This is a genomic window from Ornithinibacillus halotolerans (genome assembly GCF_014637405.1).
Lineage (GTDB): Bacteria > Bacillota > Bacilli > Bacillales > Amphibacillaceae > Ornithinibacillus > Ornithinibacillus halotolerans.
Window position 1 is genome coordinate 1 of sequence record NZ_BMEY01000031.1, and the last position, 18,372, is coordinate 18,372.

Here is an 18,372-nt window from a genome sequence, read left to right on the forward strand (position 1 = left end):
AACAAGGGCGACGAACATTTAGGAACATCACCTATCAGGTAGGAAAGTCTCTGGCTCATAATAATCCGGATATGAATCTGCGGTACAAAAAACTTCTAGAACGCGGAAAGTACTGTGGACAAGCATATATTGCACTTGGGAACCGAATGATAAGACTTGCATTTTCCATGATAAGAAATAAGAAGCTATACCATACAACTAATGAGGATTATCAATTAGTAGATGAACTTTCTAAGAAAATACGCAGCGCTAATGTAAAACGATTCTATGACAGATTTGTAATATTTAACACTTCACAATCAGCTTAACATTTGATTTGAAATATATTATTAAGAAACTAAAAATATGGAACTCTTCTAGGACGTTAAATCACATTGTTTTTGGGTGTCGGAGGCGATAAGACCTCGAGTGTCAGCGTTATGGATCTTGTCCTATAAATACGAATAATACGTGAAAAACGAAGTTTATATTTACTAGGTGGTATCCCTGTAGGATGAAAATGCAAGATCCTTTTCACGATCTAGAAGAGTTCCATCATAAAGGTTCTGTGATAGAAGAACTTTTTAAAAAATACTTTTAAGAGTTTTACTTAAGGTCGGCCTTTTTTAGGCAAAAACGATGGTTGACTTATTTACCATTATACGCTGACACCTCCCGAAAAAACTCGGATTTTGTCGAAAAAGCTATTCGTTTGTTTATACAGACGAGTAGCTTTTTTATTGAAGGAAGAATCAGTTGCGTTTTACTACATTTTGTCCAGGATATGAAAAGTGGGAAAATAACCCAGTCCTATTGACTATAAAATATAGAATTTTTCATTTTTATATCATACAATAGTAATATGCGGTAGGGTTTTTGTTTCCTATTAATTAAATGTTGGTGTGAACATTCAATTATCTGAAGGAGGAACGAGTAATGAAAAAAATTATTAATGACCCTAATTTAGTTGTACAGGACATGTTAGAAGGATTTGTGTACGCGCATCCAAATGAGGTAAAGGTATTACCGAATACGACTGTCGTAGTTCGGAAGGATGCCCCCGTTTCAAACAAGGTTGGTTTAGTAAGTGGTGGTGGAAGTGGCCACGAGCCGGCACATGCTGGTTATGTTGGAGCAGGGATGTTAGATGCAGCGGTTGCTGGAGAAGTATTTACATCACCAACTCCGGATCAAGTTTTTGAAGCAATTAAAGCTGTCGATGGTGGTGCAGGTGTCTTATTAATTATTAAAAACTACACTGGTGACGTCATGAACTTTGAAATGGCAGCAGAACTAGCGGAAGCAGAAGGAATTAATGTGCAGCAAGTAATTGTCAATGACGATGTGGCGGTCGAGGATAGTTCCTTTACGACAGGGCGTCGCGGTATTGCAGGTACGGTCTTTGTACATAAAATTGCTGGTGCAAAAGCTAGCCAGGGTGCATCTTTAGAAGAAGTGAAGGCCGTCGCAGAAAAAACAATCGCCAATGTCCGTTCCATCGGGATGGCATTAACTCCTTGTATTGTTCCTGCAGCTGGAGAACCAAGTTTTGAACTGAATGAAAATGAAATGGAAATCGGAATTGGTATTCACGGTGAGCCAGGCATTGAACGAAAAGCGATTGCAACAGCCGATGAAATTGCAACTGAGTTAACCGAGAAAATATTAGATGATATGAACCTTTCTAGTGGAGAAGAAGTTGCCGTCATGATTAACGGTCTAGGCTCGACACCAGAAATGGAACTATATGTCGTTAATAAAAAAGTACATGAAATTCTAAAAGATAAAGGAATTAACGTTTATGACACCTTTGTTGGTGAGTTTATGACTTCCTTAGAAATGGCTGGTTGTTCAGTCACTCTATTAAAAGTGGACGACGAGTTAAAAGAACTTTTAGATGCAGAATCCAAAGCACCAGCATTTCGCAAATAGATAGGAGGAGTCATCATGGAATTACAAGTAGCAGACGTCATACAATGGATGGAAAAGTCCAATGATTCGATACAAGCAAACAAAGATTACTTATCATCGTTGGATCGTGCGATTGGGGATGGGGACCATGGCATTAACATGGCTCGTGGTTTTCAAGAGGTTGTGAGTAAACTAACAACTTCCGACTATCAAACGGTTTCTGATGTATTGAAAGATGTTTCCATGACCTTATTATCGAAAGTAGGTGGTGCATCTGGTCCATTATTTGGAACGGCCTTTTTAAAAATGTCTACAACGGTAAAAGGGATGGAGAAAGTGGATGCGAATCAGCTAGGAGAAGCTTTCCAAGAAGCATTAAACGGAATCAAGTTACGTGGGAAGGCAAATAAAGGGGATAAAACCCTTGTTGATGTTTGGGAACCAGTCGTGGAGTTTTTCAAATCAAGTGATTCCATCGATGCAAATGCTTTAGCGGAAGTAGCCAAACAGGCGATGGAATCAACGAAAGAGTTAGAAGCGAGAAGAGGTCGTGCTGCCTATTTAAAGGAACGGTCGATAGGACACTTGGATCCTGGTTCGGTTTCTTCCTATTATATTTTCACTGCCCTTTCCGAAGTGCTACAGAAAGGGGCGTAAACAGATGACAAATGTTGGCATCGTGCTCATTTCACATAGTGCAAAAGTTGTGGAAGGGATATACGATATAATTACCCAGATGGTTCCGAATGTGAAGGTCGAACTTGCTGGTGGAACAGATGATGGAGAAATTGGTACGAGTGTGGAGAAGATTTTACAAGCGATTGATCGGACTCATCATGAAAAAGGGGTGCTCCTCTTTTACGATATTGGAAGTGCCTTGATGAATGCCGAGCTAGCCGTCGAAATGACCGAACACGAGAATGTTGCCATTGCCGAAGCCCCCCTACTAGAAGGAGCCTTCGTCGCAGCAGTGGAATCCGGCATGGGGAAAACGTTGGAGGAAGTAAAAGAAGCAGCGGAAAGTGTGTAGATGCTATCTCTTAGGATGGTAGGGATAGCATACTATGTTGCATCCTTATTGCTCATTATCTGTTATGTATATTATGATGAGGTTGGGACAAAAGTATTTCTATCTTAGGTATATTCGAACACTAAAGTTAGTGCATCTAACCCGCCCCGGAAATATACTTCGCTTTCACTTTCGAGTACAGGGGCGACATCCGCTCGAAAGAACCATCGCGGTGTCTACCTTGCCGTGGGCGGCTGGTGAGCCTCCTCAGAGCTATCGCTCTTGCGGGGTCTCACCGATGCCTTTCCTCCCACAGGACAAGGAACGCTTCGGTAGCGAAACATCGCACGCAGAAAAAGCGGTTTCCTTTTTCAAGGAGTCTCCGTATATTTCCGGGGCTAATATAGTGCTTGTTCGACTTTTACCTCCTATTATAAAATTTTCCAACCACTTGTTCTGTAAAAATAGGACAATAATCCGTCCTCAAATAGTAAAATTGGAGTGTCATTATGGGTAGTCTTGAAAATTACGTTATTCCGGTACTCCGGGAAATGAAACAATTCGAAAAATTACTGCATAGTCAACATGAGATCATAATCTTTTTGGAAACACGTCTATCTCAATTAAAAGACTTAGTTGATGTTGCACATAAACATAATAAAAAAGTATTCGTCCATGCCGATCTTGTGCAAGGTCTTAAATCGGATGAGTATGGCATGGAATATTTAATCCGAAATATAAAAGTAGATGGAATCATCTCCACCCGAGGAAAAACGATTTCCTTTGTAAAAAAACATAATGTCATCGGTATTTTACGTTTATTTGCTTTAGATAGCCATGCACTGGATCATAATTTAAGTATGTGTCAACGGGTTCAGCCAGATTACATCGAAGTATTACCTGGTATCGTCCCGCAAATTCTCACCGAAGTGCATGAAAGAACAGGAATACCTGTTATTGCCGGAGGACTGATTCGTACAAAGGAAGATGTTACCCTTGCCTTTGAAAACGGAGCGAAAGCAGTGAGTACATCAGATCCAGAGCTTTGGAATTTAGGTTGAAAATTATTCCAAAAATTGTATTGACAACGTTTTCATAGTTAGGTAGAATACAATTAACAAGTTCATACATGTGACCGAGACTATTGAGCCCACACTTTTTGTGTATTTTCGAAGGGAAATACGCAATATTAAGTGTGGGTTTTTTTGTATTTATTTCACGTGTAGATAACTTGATACGAAATCATAATTAGGAGAGGTGAATTGGTATGTCAGAATTTACTGCAGAACTTATTGGCACCATGATTCTCATTATTTTTGGTGGTGGCGTAGTGGCTACCAACATATTAAACAAGTCAAAAGGTAATGGCGGAGGTTGGGTCCTGATTACAATTGGATGGGGACTTGCTGTTGCCCTTGCAGTCTATGCGGTTGGAAGTGTATCGGGTGCACATGTAAACCCAGCAGTTACACTAGCATTTGCTGCGATTGGTGATTTTCCTTGGGATAAAGTGCCCGCCTATTTATCTGCTCAATTAATTGGGGCAATCATTGGAGCAATCATCGTATTCTTTGCATTTTTACCACATTGGAGAGAAACAGAAGATCAAGGCACGAAATTAGGTGTCTTCGCAACTGGACCAGCTGTACGTAGCCCACTAGCCAATATGGTTACGGAAATGATTGGTACATTTGTCTTAATTCTTGGCTTATTATTTATCGGTATTAATGAATTTACAGAAGGGTTAAACCCACTTGTTGTAGGACTATTAATTGTTGCAATCGGGATGTCTATAGGTGGTCCGACTGGTTATGCGATTAACCCAGCTCGTGATCTTGGACCACGAATTGCACATGCCATTCTTCCTATTCCAGGTAAAGGAAATTCGGATTGGGGCTATGCATGGATTCCAATTGCAGGACCAATCGTTGGTGGTATTTATGGGGCATTCTTCTATAAAGCTTTCTTTGACGGAGATTTTTCGGTAGGATTTTGGGTATGGAGTGCCATTGTAGCAATTATTTTACTAGCTGCAGCATCTACCGAACTATCAAAAGGAAACAAAGCTATTAAAAAAGTATCAAAAGCTTCTTAATTATAGAAAGGGGATATCAAGATGGGGAAATATATTTTATCATTAGACCAAGGTACAACAAGTTCTCGGGCGATTTTATTTAATCATGCTGGGGAGATTGTTGAAACCGCTCAAAAAGAATTTGAACAGTTCTTTCCAAAGCCAGGCTGGGTAGAGCATGATGCAAATGAAATTTGGACATCTGTGCTAAGTTGTATTGCAGAAGTATTAAGAAAGGCAGACGTTAACCCGGACCAAATTGCAGGAATTGGTATTACGAATCAGCGGGAAACAACGGTTGTATGGGATAAAGAAACGGGTAAACCAATATACAAAGCAATTGTTTGGCAATCTCGTCAAACCGAAGGCATTGTACAAACATTAAGAGAAAAAGGCTATAATGATCTATTTAAAGAAAAAACGGGATTATTACTAGATCCATACTTCTCGGGTACAAAAGTAAAATGGATTTTAGATAATGTCGAAGGTGCTAGAGAGAAAGCAGAGAAAGGCGAGCTACAGTTTGGTACGATCGATACGTGGCTTGTGTACAAATTGTCTGGTGGAAAAGCACATGTAACAGACTATTCCAATGCTTCTCGTACATTAATGTTTAATATTTATGATTTACAATGGGATGATGAGTTATTAGAAATCCTTACTGTTCCAAAAAGCATGCTACCAGAAGTAAAACAATCATCTGAAGTGTATGCGCATACCGTTGATTATCATTTCTTCGGCCATGAAGTACCAATTGCTGGTATTGCAGGAGATCAACAAGCCGCATTATTCGGGCAAGCTTGTTTTGAAGAAGGAATGGTGAAAAATACGTACGGTACTGGTGGATTCCTATTAATGAATACTGGGGAAAAAGGAGTTCAATCCAAAAATGGTCTACTAACTACATTAGCATGGGGTGTTGATGGAAAAGTAGAATATGCGTTAGAAGGTAGTATTTTCGTTTCCGGTTCAGCGATCCAATGGCTTCGTGATGGATTAAAAGTAATCGACAATACGCCAGAGAGTGAAGATTATGCGACGAGAGTAGATTCTACAGATGGTGTTTATGTTGTTCCTGCGTTCGTTGGCCTTGGTGCTCCATATTGGGATAGTGAAGCACGTGGAGCAGTATTTGGTCTAACTCGCGGTACGACGAGAGAGCATTTTGTTCGTGCTACTCTGGAATCGCTTACGTATCAAACGAAGGACGTTGTCGATGCGATGGTTGCTGACTCAGGGATTGATTTGAAATCATTACGCGTTGACGGTGGCGCTGTAAAAAATAACTTCCTCATGCAGTTCCAAAGTGATCTACTTGGAGTGGAAGTGGAGCGTCCCGTAATAAATGAAACAACCGCATTAGGAGCAGCATATCTGGCAGGATTAGCTGTTGGCTATTGGAAAGATAAAGAAGAAATCGCTAAACAATGGAAAGTGGAACGTACGTTTACACCAGACACAACGAATGAAGTTCGTGACCAACTATATAGCGGCTGGCAAAAAGCTGTCGAAGCTGCAAGAGTCTTTAAATAACAAATCGTTTGATAGAACTTGTCCGTGGTATCTTATTCTCCTACTCACACCTAGGAGAACCTACCGCATACATAGGTACCATAAAAAGTTCTGTTCATACTAATTGTTATATGTTATAATGTAGTTAAGTTAATATGTCGGACGGAGAATCTCGAGAGACCACAAGACTCTATATTTTATAGAGTGTTTTGTGGTCTCTCTTTTTTGTCCCATGACATATATCAAATTTGACTATCCTATTAGGAGTGATATTTTATGTTTTCAAGCTTGAATAGAAACGATATAAAAACGAATATAAACAACGAATCCCTTGATTTACTTGTCATTGGTGGAGGAATAACTGGAGCTGGTATTGCATTAGATGCGACAACAAGAGGAATGAAAGTAGCATTAGTGGAAATGCAAGATTTTGCAGGTGGGACATCATCCAGATCAACGAAGCTTGTCCATGGTGGCTTACGTTATTTAAAGCAGTTTGAAATTGGTGTCGTTGCTGAGACAGGGAAAGAGCGGGCTATCGTATATGAAAATGGACCTCACGTGACAACTCCAGAATGGATGATGCTTCCATTTTATAAGGGAGGAACATTCGGCCCATTTCTAACGAATATCGGCTTACGGGTATATGACTTTTTAGCTGGCGTAAAGAAAAGTGAAAGAAGAAAAATGTTTGACCGAGAAGAAGCACTAAGAAGAGAACCATTATTAAAAGCGAACAACTTAAAAGGGGCAGGCTTTTATGTGGAGTATAAAACAGATGATGCTCGCCTAACGATGGAAGTAATGAAGAAAGCGGTTGAAAAAGGTGCCCTAGCGATCAACTATATGAAAGTGACAAACTTTATTTATGAAAATAATAAAGTGATAGGCGTGGAAGTGACCGACCAAATTGATGGGTCTACACAACAGATTTTCACGAAGAGAATTGTAAGTGCAGCAGGTCCATGGGTAGATACGTTACGTGAATTAGATCAATCGAAACAGGGTAAATATTTACACTTAACAAAAGGAATCCATCTTGTGTTTGATGGGAAACGTTTCCCATTAAAACAAGCGATTTACTTTGATACGCCGGATGGTCGTATGGTCTTTGCGATTCCTCGTGAAGGAAAAACATATGTTGGAACGACCGATACAGTTTACAATGGGGATATTGCCCGTCCAACGATGACAAAAGAAGATCGGGATTATGTGTTAAAAGCGATTGATTATATGTTTCCGGATGTAAAAATAACCGCAGAAGATGTGGAGTCGAGTTGGGCTGGATTACGTCCACTAATTCATGAAGAAGGGAAAGACCCTTCAGAAATTTCTCGTAAGGATGAGATCTTCGTTTCTGACTCTGGCTTTATTTCTATCGCTGGTGGTAAATTAACTGGTTATCGAAAAATGGCCGAAAGTATTGTGGACTTAGTTGGAAAACAATTACATGAAGAAGAAGGACGTTCATTCCCAAGTTCCCAAACGAAAGAACTACGAATTTCTGGTGGGGATGTCGGTGGCTCAAAAGGATTTGAGAAATTTGTCCCGTTAAACGTAGCAAAAGGTGTGGAATTAGGATTAGATGCAGAGACAGCGAGAAGTCTAGTATTACGCTATGGTTCCAATATCGATGTTATCTATGACTTATATTTACAAGGCCTAGAGAAAGCTTCAGCTGAAAATATGAATCCAGTCGTCTATGCAATGCTACGTTATTCTATTGAAAATGAATTAGCCTATAAACCAGTAGACTTCTTTATTAGACGGACCGGAGCATTATTCTTCCATATCGATTGGGTCCAAGAACATAAAGAACAAGTTATTGCCTATATGGCTAACGTATTCCAATGGACAGAAAACCAAACAAAAGAATACCAAACCGAACTCGAACAATATATCTATGAAGCAACACATCCAGTAGAGTAAAAATTTTGGGGGACAGTCCCTTTGCGAAGTGATTCGGAGAGGGACTGTCCCCCTTCTTATGATAATATTGAGATGTTAGAATAGTAAAATAAGATACTTCATCACTGAAGGTTGTGAGCGCTTTGAAACTACGAAATAAAGTATTTATGACATTTGCAATATTAGTCTTAGTTCCTTTAAGTATTATTACGTTTGTTGTCTATGGAATATTTTCAACGTCTAAGTTAGAGGATGTAACAAGAAATACAGAAAATACGATTGTTCAATTAAATAATAGTTTGGACTTAATGATAGATGATGCAGCAAGATCAACATTGTCGGTACTATACAACAAACAATTGATTCAAATTTTAACAGAATATAGTAATGCTTCTCAGGAAGGTTTCATCAGTAATGAGGACAAAAATACTTTTTCCCTTTTCTTGTCTGGAATTATGTATAAACGCGAGGCATTTCACGGTGTACATGTCTTTTCTACTAAAGGACATACTTTTAGTCATATGGAACGAGGCTCAATAAGTGAGTATATCAATTTAAGTGAACAACCATGGTATCAAGCAGTAAAAGATGCAGATGGTAGTTGGATATTGTATCCTGAATCGAAGCAATCTTACTATAGAAAAAATAGTAATAATTATGTTAGCTTTATTCGTCTATTAAAAGATCCCGATGATCTACAAGAAATTGGAATAATAAAAGTAGATTTTAGTCCAAATTACTTAGAAAAGTTAACGGAACAAATGCCAGGAAAGGATTGGCAAATTTTCAGTGATGGAAGAGCACTATTTAGCAAATCTAGTAAACGTTTATTGGATAAATGTACAAGCAACCATACGTGGGTGAACAATGGGAATCAAGAATATTTCTGTATCACCCATACATCGTTATCGAGTGGAATTCAAATAAATAATGTCATTCCTAAAGATTACTTATACCAGGACATTAAGGAATTTGGTCAATCGTTAATTCTAGTCATTATTTTGAGTTTAGTCGGTACGGTGATCTTATCATTTTACGTATCCAAATATTTGCTGAAACCATTTGAACTCTTGAAGAATAGAATTAGAGATTTCCATAATAATAAAATAAATCAGATTGATGATAACTTCACAGGAGAATTTGCGGAGTTAAGTGGTACGTATAATAATATGTTGTCTGAAATTAATCAATTAGTAGAAGAAGTATACGAGTTAAATACGAAAAATGCGGAATCAGAGTATAAAACATTACAATCAAAAATGGATCCTCATTTTATTTTTAACACGTTAGAATCCATAAATATGACAGCCCTTATAAAAAAGCAGTTTGACATTTCGGATATGGTTTCTGAATTAGGGAGTTTAATACGTTACCGATTAAACAATGAAGATACGTTTATTCCATTGCAAGCAGAAATAAACTTTTCCAAGTCGTACATCGCTTTATTAAAGTATAGACTAGGAGAAAAACTACACGTACAGTGGGACATTGCTTCAGATGTAACAACATTTCTTATTCCAAAGTATTTAATTCAACCTTTAATTGAGAATGCAGTTAAACACGGATTTATGGATAAACCTCTCTCTATTCACGTAACCGTCAAGGTAGAAGGTAAGGTTCTAGAAATTTCGGTACAAGATAATGGTAGAGGTATACCAGAGGAAAAGCGAGTTAAGATTCAGGAAAATCTATCAACCTTAGAAAGTAATAAACTTAGTAGTGTTCAATCAGAAAATGGTAATGGATTAGCTTTAGTTAATATATCAAGAAGGTTAATGCTTATCTATGGTTCAAACTATCACTTACAAGTTCATTCCATACCGTTTACCAATACAATTATTAAAGCGAAAATTCCGGTGCAAAGGGGGGATTTATATGAAGAAAATAATGATCGTAGAAGATGAAAAAGTGATTAGACAAGGGATAAAAGTCTTGTTGGAAGAAGTATTCACTGGCTATCAAGTATTCTGGGAAGCTGAAAATGGAAAAAGGGCATTAGAAATCATCAATACAGAAGTTCCAGATATTATCTTGTCTGATATTCGAATGCCCGAGATGGATGGCCTTCAGTTTTTATCATTCTTACAAGATAAACTCCCCGACGTACCTGTTATTGTGATTAGTGGGTACGATGATTTTTCCTATGTACGAGAGGCATTTAAACTTGGGGTAAAAGATTATCTATTAAAACCAATTAAAAGAAGTGAACTTGCTAGTGTCTTGAAAAAAATTGAACAAGAAGATAAAACCCTTGCTTTTAAAGGTGATCCTGCGGTTATTCGTCAGATTAAAGAACTAATTGAGCAACATCTAGAGGGCGATTTATCGTTAAAATTTATCTCGAACACATTAAATTTACATCCAAATTATATTAGCCAAACGTTCAAAGAATATACGCATGTTAATTTATCTGACTATATTGTCGCGAGAAGGATGGAGAAGGCGAAAGAATTACTTTCTCAGACCAACTTAAAAATATATGATATTGCTTTTCTTTCTGGCTATCCAAATGCGAAACATTTTTCTTCTGTCTTTAAAAAGCACTTTGGTAAGACGCCACAACAATTTAAAAATGAAGTTCTATAAACAGAAATCTTAATAAATCAAACCAAATCTTAAGATACCTGTATTGTTAAGCGCTTACATGCTGACTATCATTAAATGTACATAATGGAAAAAGAAGGGAGGTAGCCTCGTTTTAAGAAGGAAAATATGTATTAAAAATGATTGAAAGGGGAGAAATTCAATTGAAATTACTCAAAAAATTATCCATCTTTCTAGTGATTGTTTTAGTAGTTACAAATATTCCAATTGTACATGCAGCAGAAAAAGAGGGACTTGCTAAATTAGTATTAGTGCCTTTAGATGATCGTCCAGCAAATGTATATTTTCCTCAGCAGGTTGGTAATTCTGCGGGTATACAAGTTATAACTCCACCAAAAGAGATTATCGGGTATTTTAATACACCAGGAAATAGTGAAGAAATAGTGGAATGGGTATTAAATAATGCGGAAGATGCCGATGGATTTGTGCTATCAAGCAGTATGCTAGCTTATGGTGGATTAATTGCTTCTAGAACTGGTGAGAAACCACTTGATGATGCTTTAGAAGGTATTGAGGTAATTAAAGAATTACAGGAAAGATATCCAAATAAACCAATCTACGTGTATGATACGATACAGCGATTGGCAATTTCTGCGTTAAGTGAAGAGTCTTTAATATACTATAACCAGATTAGGGAATGGGCCATACTGTATGATAAAGTCCACAATTTAGGTTTTGAAGAGGATAGAGAGAGATTAGAAGAATTGGAAGCTATCATTCCGGAAGAAGTACTTGATGATTATCTACGTGCTCGTGCAAGGAATCATGAAGTGAATAAAAGATTAATAGATTGGTCGGCAAACGGCTATATTGATTATTTGGTCTTAGCACAGGATGATGCAGCTCCACACGGATTACATCGAGCAGAAAGAGAACTGTTAGTTGAACGAGTAAACGAACTTAATATTCAAGATAAAGTTTCCATCTTCCCAGGGGCAGATGAGGTTGATGTTGTTTTAGTATCAAGATTTGTAGCAGAATTCTTTCAGGAGTCTCCAACATATTTTATAGAGTATGGCGGAATTCATGGGAAAGATTGGATGGCACCACTTGAAGATACTACATTTGATGAAAATGTGGAAAAACATATCCTATCTGCTGGTGCGAAGATAACAACTGATGAAGAACTAGCTGATATACATCTTATTCTAAATACCCCAACTGAAGTGGGAGGGGAACGATCTTCCGACATAGAAAACATGGTTCATAGAATCAAAGAATTAATCGATGCCAATAAGGAAGTAGCTATAGGGGATGTACTCCTTGTCAATAAAGCAGATGAAGAGTTTGTTACAATACTAGCTGATACGGTGGATTTAACGAAAATTCTATCCTATAGTGGATGGAATACAGCTGGTAATGCGCTTGGTATAACAGTGGGTCATGCAACTGCTAGAGATGTTTTTCTAAAACAAAAATCAGGTTTTGGCGTTCCTGTATACAAAGAAACTGCCAAAGCTCATTATGAGTTTCTATTACATCGTTTTGCAAAGGATCAAGGCTATAAAAACGTCGTTCAGCCACTTGCAAATAATTTTATTCGGGAAATTGGAGCTGATCAATGGAATTTAGTCGAGCATTATGATGTGGTCAACCAATTTGTAACGGAGCAATTAACAGCAGAAACACTCAACTGGTATAGTCATTTTGACGGTAAAAGGGTTTATATCGGTTCTAGAGGGAATAAAGATTTTTATAGTACAATAGAAGGTCTAGAATCCATTCATGTTGAACTTCCATGGCCAAGAACGTTTGAAGCGGAACTAGAACCAATATTAAATCTGAAATAGATAGGAAATGCTGTTGAATTCATCTCCATGTGTCATGATTCAACAGCATTTTTAAATGGGAGCATTTTTGATTCAATATCTTAAGATTTTAAACTAAATCTTAAGATAACTGCATTTTAAAGCGTTTACATTGTTGCTATCATTGAAATATATGGAAGGGGGAAAATTATGAAAAAGTTTTTATTGATCAGTTTTATGATACTAGTTACCTTACTTGCAGCATGTGGAGATAAGAGTTCTTCTGATAATGGCGGCAGTAAAGATAGAGATGTAGTCGAACTAACCTTCACAACATGGGGAAGTGAAGGGCATATTGCAATGTATGAAGAACTATTAGAAGAGTTTTACGAGGAGAATCCGAATATTAAAGTAAAAATCGAGAGTATTCCTCATGCAGATTATCAACAGAAACTATCTGTTTTAGCTGCAGGGAATGAGTTGCCAGATGTAGGTTGGGTAGCTGAAAGAATGGTACCTCAATTTATTAACAACCAAATTCTTCGTGAGATTACTGAAATTACAGAAGATAAGGAATTTGATTTTGAGGATTATATTCCATCTACATTAGAACTATGGCAACATGACGGAGGTTTATATGGATTACCGTTCTCCACACCTCCAATGATCATCTATTATAATAAGACAATGTTTGAAGATGCTGGTGTAGAAACACCGAATGAATTAGCTGCTAAAGGTGAATGGACTTGGGAACAATTCGAGGAAGTAGCGAAAGCAATTTCGACAGGTGAAGGTGTAAATCGCAAATATGGAGCAAGATTATTCAATGAGTGGACGAACTTTGCTACGATGCCATCTCATACATTCTCATATGGTGGAGAAATGTTCTCTGATGATATGAGTTCATTTGAATGGAATTCAGATGAAGGGATTGCAACTTTTGAACTTCTGAATCGCATGATGTTTGAAGATAAGTCCCACGTACCACCAGGTGAGAATGTAAACTTTGAAAGTGGAAATGTTGGGATGTTCACGTTCATGTATAGTTACATTGCGAACGTAAGAGGAATCACTGATTTTGAATGGGATATTGCACCACTACCAAAAGGACCAGAAGGCCGTGTACCTTTATTAGGTCAAGCGGGTCTAGCAGCCTTTGAAGGTAGTGATCATCCTGAAGAAGCATTGAAATTATTACAATTCTTAGGTTCAAAAACAGGAATCCAAGCTTCATCTCAATTCTTTGTACCAGCACGTAAAAGTGTATTGGAGTCAGATGAGTTTATCAATGTAGAAAATAATCCGCCAAGAGAGTCAATCGAATTAGCGGTTATTAATGAAATGGGTAATGGATTTATTTATCCACTTCATGAAGATTGGGCAAAGATTGAAAGTGAAATCGTAAGTGGGTTCGATAAATTATTTGCACAAATGGCTACTCCAGAAGAGATACTAGCTGAAATGGAAGAAAAAATAAACCCATTATTACAGTAACAAAGGAGAGAACGGTTTATGCCGTTCTCTTTCCATAGGTACTAAAAATTTCAATAGAGGTGACATTCGATGATAAATAGACTAGACGAATTATTAGCTAATCCAAATCTACCAATTGTAGTCAGTTTGCCAGAAAATAAATTAGAATTAGCGGAAGCAGCAATAGAAGCAGGTGCAGATGCATTAAAGTTTCATATTCATGTTAATCATCGTGCAAGTGGAAATGTGTTTCATGGGTTAGAGGAATATAGAGATGTGTTTACTGCCGTAAGAGAAAAATTTGATGGCCCAATTGGAATCGTGATTGGTGATGAAATTAACAAAGTAAATGAAGTAGATCTTCAAGCATTAAAAGAAGTTGGGTTTGATTACTACTCGCTTTATGCGAAACATGTAACTTCAAAACTATTATTACAAGATCAATTAGCACAAACTGTTGCTGTTGATGATCAATTTGACCCTACCCATGCAAAAGCTTTGGAAGTGCTGAATTTAAAAGCTTTAGAGATTTCAATTGTAAAAGGGGAAAATTATGGTAGTCCTCTTCATTTAGAGGATATTGTCGCATACATAAATTATCGAAAAAATACCGACTTACCACTGATTGTTCCTTCCCAGAAAAAACTAGTTTCATCGGATTTAAAAGTTCTTCGCGATATTGGAATGAATGCGGTTATGGTGGGTGCAGTTACAATTGGAAAAACAAAAGAATCCATCTATCAAACTATTTCAGAATTCAAAGCGTATTTAGCTAATCTTAACTAATGCAAGGATGATCATATGCTGAACAACAAAGGAAAACCAAAAAAAACATTTAGTGCAAAACGAGGGGAAGCTATCGCAGGTTGGTTGTTTATTTCCCCGATGGTTGTAGGATTTACCATTTTTATGTTTGCTCCTTTAGCCTATGCATTTTTTATGAGTTTGCATGAATGGCCATTGTTAGGGGAACAGGCATATATTGGACTAGAGAATTATCGAAACATGATGGAGGATGCATCGTTTAGTAATTCGTTAAAAGTAACAATCTTATTTAGTCTAGGGCTTGTTCCACTAAATATAATATTAGCGCTGTTTTTAGCGAATTTATTAAAAGAAAAGTTCTGGGGAATTGGCTTTTTTAGAACGGCAATTTTCGTGCCAGTCATGACTTCACTTGTTGTCTGGGCTATTGTATGGAAATACCTATTAGCTCCGGAATTAGGATTTATTAATCAAATGCTTGGATGGATAGGCATTAATGGTCCGAGTTGGTTATTAAATCCAGATACTGCTCTTCCTTCGGTTATTGTTGTGAGTGTTCTAAAGAACGTGGGATTAAATATGATTCTATTTCTTACTGCTATGCAACAAGTTCCGAAAGAGTTATATGAAGCGGCAGAGTTGGATGGGGCTAATAACTTTACTAAATTTCGTAATATTACATTCCCATTGATTACTCCGACAGTATTCTTAACATTAATCATTACGACAATTGGTGCAATGAAGATATTTGGTCAAGTGTACGTCATGACAAATGGTGGTCCAGGAGAAAGTACGAAGGTGCTAGTTTACTATATTTGGGAGACAGCGTTTAAGTTGTTCGACATGGGGTATGCTTCCGCACTAGCATTTGTATTATTCTTTATACTACTAATATTTACAATCATATCTTGGGTTGTTCGTAAAAGGTGGGTATTCTATGAAGACTAAACGACAATTAACATTTAAATATATATCCCTTTCTATCATTACACTAGTGATGATTGGCCCATTGATATGGATGATTGCAACGTCATTAAAAGAAAGATCTCGAATATTCACCCAGTTCTTTCCAAATCCAATTAGATGGGAGAACTATACGGATGTCCTACAAAATGGATCTTATTTAAATCAGTATTGGAATAGTATATATATTGCGCTATTAGTAACTATATTTGTTTTACTATTTGCATCAATGGCAGGTTATGCATTTGCTAGACTTAACTTTCCAGGTAAAAACATTGTATTTATTTTACTTCTAAGTGTCATGATGATACCACCCGAAGTAACAATAATACCATTGTTTTTATTCATGAGAGATTTAGATTTAATTAATACACATATCCCTTTAATTATCTTGCCTATATTTGGTGCACCGGGTGCTTTTGGAATTTTCCTAATGCGACAATTCTTTATTGCATTACCGAAAGAATTAGAAGAAGCGGCTGTTATGGACGGGTGTTCGCGCTTTAAAATATATTGGAAAATTTTCTTACCATTATCAGTTCCTGCGCTATCAACATTGACAATCTTTACATTTTTAACAAACTGGGATGAATTTTTATATCCACTAATCTTTATTAATGATAGGGATTTAATGACTCTACCAGTTGGATTGTCATTGTTTACCGATGAAACTGGTACTGCATGGGAGCATCTGATGAGTGCGACAACACTTGCTACGATTCCGTTATTAATCATTTTCTTCTTTGCTCAGAAGAAGTTTATTGAAGGAATGACAGCAGGAAGTATCAAATAGGGTATTGGAGGAGATTTTTAATGAGTTTAGAAAACTTGTATTATTATAGACCGATAGAAAAGAAAAGCAACCCAGAGCATTTTGAACGAGATTTAGTAATATATGGAGGAACATCTGCTGCAATTACAGCTGCAATTCAAGCAAGAAAGTCTGGTTTATCTGTGATTATTGCAGAGTTTGGCCGATTTATTGGTGGGATGACTGCAAGTGGACTAGGAGCAACAGATTTGGGAGCTGAAGCAGCACTTGGTGGACTTTCAAAGGAGTTCTATAATCGTGTATCTAAATATTATGGTGAAGAAAAACAATATAAATTTGAGCCAAAAGTTGCCATGGAAATCTATAAAAAATGGCTTAAGGAATATGAAATTGAAGTTATCTATCAGCAGCGCCTGGAAGAAGTCGTAATGGAGAATGGCGAGCTCAAAAAACTCATTATGGAAGATGGGAATTCCTATACGGGTAAAGTTTTTATTGATGCGACTTATGAAGGGGATTTATTAGCAAAATCAAATGTCTCTTATTTTGTCGGCCGAGAATCAAATGCAACGTATAAGGAAATTTATAATGGAGTGCAATTTAACGGTCAACATCATAAGTTTGAAACATGGATTGATCCCTATGTAATTGAAGGGAATAAAGAGAGTGGTTATTTAAAAGGAATTACCGAAACAGATATGGACTTGTTAGGATACAACGGGCAGGGAGATAAGCGAATTCAGGCATATAATTTCCGGGTTTGTCTGACAAGAGATGATGATAATAAAATTCCTTTTCCAAAACCGAAAAACTATGACCCAGATCGATATATGTTGTTATTACGTTATATACATGCCGGATTTTGGGATGCGATGAATCTTCATACAATGCTTCCAAATGGCAAAACAGATTTAAATAATTTTGGTGGATTTTCTTCGGATAATATTGGAATGAATTACGATTGGCCAGATGGTTCGTATAAAACTCGTGAAGAAATTTTCCAAGACCATGTTACGTATAATCTAGGGATGTTATATTTCTTAAGTAATGATAAACGCGTACCTAAAGTTGTTCGTGATGAAGTATCCGAATGGGGATTGCCAAAAGATGAGTTTGTCGAAACAGGCCATTGGCCACATCAGTTATATATCCGTGAAGGAAGAAGAATGATTTCAGATTATGTCATGACGGATCATAACTGTCTAGGTACGCAGACTGTGGCGGACTCCATTGGTTTAGCCTCGTATCAAATGGATTCCCATCATGTACGAAGAGTGGTTATTGACGGGAGAGTTGTGAATGAAGGGGACATCCAAATTCCTGTATCTCCATTTGCCATATCTTATCAATCTATTAGACCAAAGGCTGAGGAATGCACCAATCTTCTAGTACCAGTATGTCTATCCAGTTCACATATCGCATATGGATCGATAAGGATGGAACCAGTCTTTATGATGTTAGGTCAATCGGCAGCAGTAGCAGCAAGTTTGAGTATTAAAAAGGAAACTACTGTTCAAGACGTGAATTATGAGGAATTAAGAGAAGAATTGTTACAGGCAGGACAAGTTTTAGAATGGGATGATTCAATTAAAGATGACCCAATTGAGAGAATGAAAGAGACATTTGGGAAAGAGACAATGAGGATATAATGTAC

General features: G+C 37.2%; 15 protein-coding genes and 1 pseudogene. All 16 read left to right on the forward strand.

Annotated features, from left to right (window positions below):
* Positions 1–308: pseudogene (locus IEV35_RS19090) on the forward strand (IS110 family transposase); the annotation flags it as partial.
* A gap of 607 nt (positions 309–915) precedes the next feature.
* Positions 916–1,911 carry a dihydroxyacetone kinase subunit DhaK gene (gene dhaK, locus IEV35_RS19095; RefSeq protein WP_188386257.1) on the forward strand — a complete coding sequence of 332 codons (996 nt, stop codon included), beginning with the start codon at positions 916–918 and terminating at the stop codon, positions 1,909–1,911.
* A gap of 15 nt (positions 1,912–1,926) precedes the next feature.
* On the forward strand, positions 1,927–2,547 hold the full coding sequence (gene dhaL, locus IEV35_RS19100; protein WP_188386258.1) for a dihydroxyacetone kinase subunit DhaL: 621 nt from the start codon (positions 1,927–1,929) through the stop codon (positions 2,545–2,547).
* Positions 2,548–2,569: 22 nt separating this feature from the next.
* A complete protein-coding gene (dhaM, locus tag IEV35_RS19105) occupies positions 2,570–2,920 on the forward strand; it encodes a dihydroxyacetone kinase phosphoryl donor subunit DhaM (protein WP_373284787.1) in 351 nt (116 codons plus the stop codon).
* Positions 2,921–3,408: 488 nt separating this feature from the next.
* A complete protein-coding gene (locus IEV35_RS19110; protein WP_188386260.1) occupies positions 3,409–3,960 on the forward strand; it encodes a glycerol-3-phosphate responsive antiterminator in 552 nt (183 codons plus the stop codon).
* Positions 3,961–4,166: 206 nt separating this feature from the next.
* Positions 4,167–4,994 (forward strand): MIP/aquaporin family protein, encoded by an 828-nt coding sequence (locus IEV35_RS19115; protein ID WP_188386261.1) that lies wholly within the window; start codon positions 4,167–4,169, stop codon positions 4,992–4,994.
* Between the two features lie 21 nt (positions 4,995–5,015).
* Positions 5,016–6,506, forward strand: coding sequence for a glycerol kinase GlpK (gene glpK, locus IEV35_RS19120; protein WP_188386262.1), 1,491 nt, complete (start codon positions 5,016–5,018; stop codon positions 6,504–6,506).
* Positions 6,507–6,761: 255 nt separating this feature from the next.
* Positions 6,762–8,414, forward strand: coding sequence for a glycerol-3-phosphate dehydrogenase/oxidase (locus IEV35_RS19125; RefSeq protein ID WP_188386263.1), 1,653 nt, complete (start codon positions 6,762–6,764; stop codon positions 8,412–8,414).
* A 122-nt stretch (positions 8,415–8,536) separates the two neighbouring features.
* Entirely contained in the window at positions 8,537–10,297 is a 1,761-nt protein-coding gene (locus IEV35_RS19130; RefSeq protein ID WP_229740821.1) for a sensor histidine kinase, read from the forward strand.
* The gene (locus IEV35_RS19135; RefSeq protein ID WP_188386265.1) at positions 10,269–10,979 is read left to right on the forward strand and encodes a response regulator transcription factor; all 711 of its coding nucleotides are present in this window, start codon (positions 10,269–10,271) and stop codon (positions 10,977–10,979) included. Before IEV35_RS19130 ends, IEV35_RS19135 begins: the two co-directional genes overlap by 29 nt.
* A 161-nt stretch (positions 10,980–11,140) precedes the next feature.
* Positions 11,141–12,787: a DUF4127 family protein gene (locus IEV35_RS19140; protein ID WP_188386266.1), complete on the forward strand. Its 1,647-nt coding sequence runs from the start codon at positions 11,141–11,143 to the stop codon at positions 12,785–12,787.
* 168 nt (positions 12,788–12,955) lie between these two features.
* Positions 12,956–14,239 carry an ABC transporter substrate-binding protein gene (locus tag IEV35_RS19145; RefSeq protein ID WP_188386267.1) on the forward strand — a complete coding sequence of 428 codons (1,284 nt, stop codon included), beginning with the start codon at positions 12,956–12,958 and terminating at the stop codon, positions 14,237–14,239.
* A gap of 69 nt (positions 14,240–14,308) precedes the next feature.
* Complete coding sequence (locus tag IEV35_RS19150) at positions 14,309–15,004, forward strand: beta/alpha barrel domain-containing protein (protein WP_188386268.1); 696 nt, start codon at positions 14,309–14,311, stop codon at positions 15,002–15,004.
* 15 nt (positions 15,005–15,019) lie between these two features.
* Positions 15,020–15,931 carry a carbohydrate ABC transporter permease gene (locus IEV35_RS19155; protein WP_188386269.1) on the forward strand — a complete coding sequence of 304 codons (912 nt, stop codon included), beginning with the start codon at positions 15,020–15,022 and terminating at the stop codon, positions 15,929–15,931.
* Entirely contained in the window at positions 15,921–16,739 is an 819-nt protein-coding gene (locus IEV35_RS19160; RefSeq protein ID WP_188386270.1) for a carbohydrate ABC transporter permease, read from the forward strand. The genes IEV35_RS19155 and IEV35_RS19160 overlap by 11 nt, the downstream gene beginning before the upstream one ends.
* A gap of 20 nt (positions 16,740–16,759) precedes the next feature.
* Positions 16,760–18,367 carry an FAD-dependent oxidoreductase gene (locus tag IEV35_RS19165; protein ID WP_188386271.1) on the forward strand — a complete coding sequence of 536 codons (1,608 nt, stop codon included), beginning with the start codon at positions 16,760–16,762 and terminating at the stop codon, positions 18,365–18,367.
* The last annotated feature ends 5 nt before the right edge of the window (positions 18,368–18,372 follow it).

Excerpts from the sequence above, each read along its gene's own strand:
- IEV35_RS19135 (WP_188386265.1), top strand. The coding sequence starts at position 10,269 with ATGAAGAAAATAATGATCGTAGAAGATGAAAAAGTGATTAGACAAGGG.
- IEV35_RS19110 (WP_188386260.1), top strand. The coding sequence starts at position 3,409 with ATGGGTAGTCTTGAAAATTACGTTATTCCGGTACTCCGGGAAATGAAA.
- IEV35_RS19125 (WP_188386263.1), top strand. The coding sequence starts at position 6,762 with ATGTTTTCAAGCTTGAATAGAAACGATATAAAAACGAATATAAACAAC.
- IEV35_RS19145 (WP_188386267.1), top strand. The coding sequence starts at position 12,956 with ATGAAAAAGTTTTTATTGATCAGTTTTATGATACTAGTTACCTTACTT.
- glpK (WP_188386262.1), top strand. The coding sequence starts at position 5,016 with ATGGGGAAATATATTTTATCATTAGACCAAGGTACAACAAGTTCTCGG.
- IEV35_RS19160 (WP_188386270.1), top strand. The coding sequence starts at position 15,921 with ATGAAGACTAAACGACAATTAACATTTAAATATATATCCCTTTCTATC.
- dhaK (WP_188386257.1), top strand. The coding sequence starts at position 916 with ATGAAAAAAATTATTAATGACCCTAATTTAGTTGTACAGGACATGTTA.
- IEV35_RS19115 (WP_188386261.1), top strand. The coding sequence starts at position 4,167 with ATGTCAGAATTTACTGCAGAACTTATTGGCACCATGATTCTCATTATT.
- IEV35_RS19155 (WP_188386269.1), top strand. The coding sequence starts at position 15,020 with ATGCTGAACAACAAAGGAAAACCAAAAAAAACATTTAGTGCAAAACGA.
- dhaL (WP_188386258.1), top strand. The coding sequence starts at position 1,927 with ATGGAATTACAAGTAGCAGACGTCATACAATGGATGGAAAAGTCCAAT.
- IEV35_RS19165 (WP_188386271.1), top strand. The coding sequence starts at position 16,760 with ATGAGTTTAGAAAACTTGTATTATTATAGACCGATAGAAAAGAAAAGC.
- IEV35_RS19150 (WP_188386268.1), top strand. The coding sequence starts at position 14,309 with ATGATAAATAGACTAGACGAATTATTAGCTAATCCAAATCTACCAATT.